General features: G+C 60.9%; 1 protein-coding gene and 1 pseudogene. One reads left to right on the top strand and one right to left on the bottom strand.

Annotation, left to right across the window (positions count from 1 at the left end):
• Positions 1–40: 40 nt before the first annotated feature.
• Positions 41–796 carry an SIR2 family NAD-dependent protein deacylase gene (locus B3C64_RS00045; RefSeq protein ID WP_291532863.1) on the top strand — a complete coding sequence of 252 codons (756 nt, stop codon included), beginning with the start codon at positions 41–43 and terminating at the stop codon, positions 794–796.
• A gap of 112 nt (positions 797–908) precedes the next feature.
• Here B3C64_RS00045 and B3C64_RS00040 read toward each other — a convergent pair.
• Positions 909–1,313: pseudogene (locus B3C64_RS00040) on the bottom strand (threonine ammonia-lyase); the annotation flags it as partial.

The following is a 1,313-nucleotide window of genomic DNA, read 5'->3' as shown; positions in this document are numbered from 1 at the left end:
ACCAAAACATGGGCGTGTCGCGGTGGTATGTATGAGAGGTATGAGCAAGAAAATCGCAGTATTGACGGGCGCGGGAATCTCCACGTCCGCAGGCATCCCCGACTTCCGCGGACCGGACGGCGTATGGACCAAGCATCCCGAGCAGACGAACGTCTATGACATCGACGCATTCCTCACCAGCGAAGAGGACCGCGAGTACTCCTGGCGTTGGCAGAAGGAGTCACCGGTATGGAACGCGCAGCCGGGCACCGCGCACAAGGCACTCGTCAAATTGGAAAAGGCAGGTCTGCTGACGCTGCTGGCAACGCAGAATTTCGACGCGCTGCATGAGAAGGCCGGCAACAGCAGCGACATCATCGTCAATCTGCATGGCACCATCGGCACATCGCACTGCATGAAATGCCACGCCAAATACAACACCGCCGACATCATGGCGAATCTCGACAATGAGCCGGATCCGCACTGCCATCGCAAGTTGCCGTACAGCGGCAATATGCCGTGCAACGGCCTGATCAAAACCGATGTCGTTTACTTCGGCGAGGCGCTGCCGGATGGCGCAATCGAAAAGTCGTATCGGCTGGCCACGCAGGCCGACGAGCTGTGGGTCATCGGATCCACGCTGGAAGTGATGCCGGCCGCGAGCATCGTGCCGGCCGCAGCGCAGGCGGGCGTGCCGATCACCATCATGAACATGGGCCGCACACAGTACGACCGTCTTGCGACGCGTCTGATCCGCGACGACATCGCGGTGGCGCTGCCCAAGCTGGTTGACGAAGCAATCGCCGCCAACAACTGAAACAGTCGAACAAGACCATCGCCGTATGCCGGCGATGACATGCGGCAGAACAGGAAGGACCCGGCTCACGAATGAACCGGGTCCTTACGTTTTTCGGCCGTACCCGCCGAAATCAGTAGATGCGCTTGGGCTGGAAGCCGGCCTCGCGCATCGCCGCGAGGATGCGGTCGATATGGTCGGGACCATTCGTTTCCACCGTGACGCCCAACGACACGGAATTCGTGTAGTGGCTGGACGCCTTGAACTGGTCATGGTCCAGCGCGATGACGTTGGCGCGCTGCTCAGCCAGGATGGTGGCCACCTTGACGAGCTGACCCGGGGTGTCCGGAAGCTCCACTTCGAAATTCATGATGCGGCCACGGGCGATCATGCCCTTCTGAATCACCGTGCCGATCGATACGGTGTCTTCGTTGCCGCCGGAAAGGATCGGCACCACCACATGCGGGCCCTTCGCCTCGGCGAACTTGCGCGAACGCAGATTGAGATGTTCCAACGCGGCCAGAGACACCGCGCCGGC

This window comes from Bifidobacterium sp. UBA6881, from assembly GCA_002451435.1.
Taxonomy (GTDB): Bacteria; Actinomycetota; Actinomycetes; order Actinomycetales; family Bifidobacteriaceae; genus Bifidobacterium.
The sequence above is the reverse complement of the archived record's forward strand: the minus strand, read 5'-3'. Positions and strand labels throughout refer to the sequence as shown.

Bases quoted from the DNA above. Each gene is read 5' to 3' on its own strand.
- B3C64_RS00045 (WP_291532863.1), top strand. From the start codon at position 41: ATGAGCAAGAAAATCGCAGTATTGACGGGCGCGGGAATCTCCACGTCC.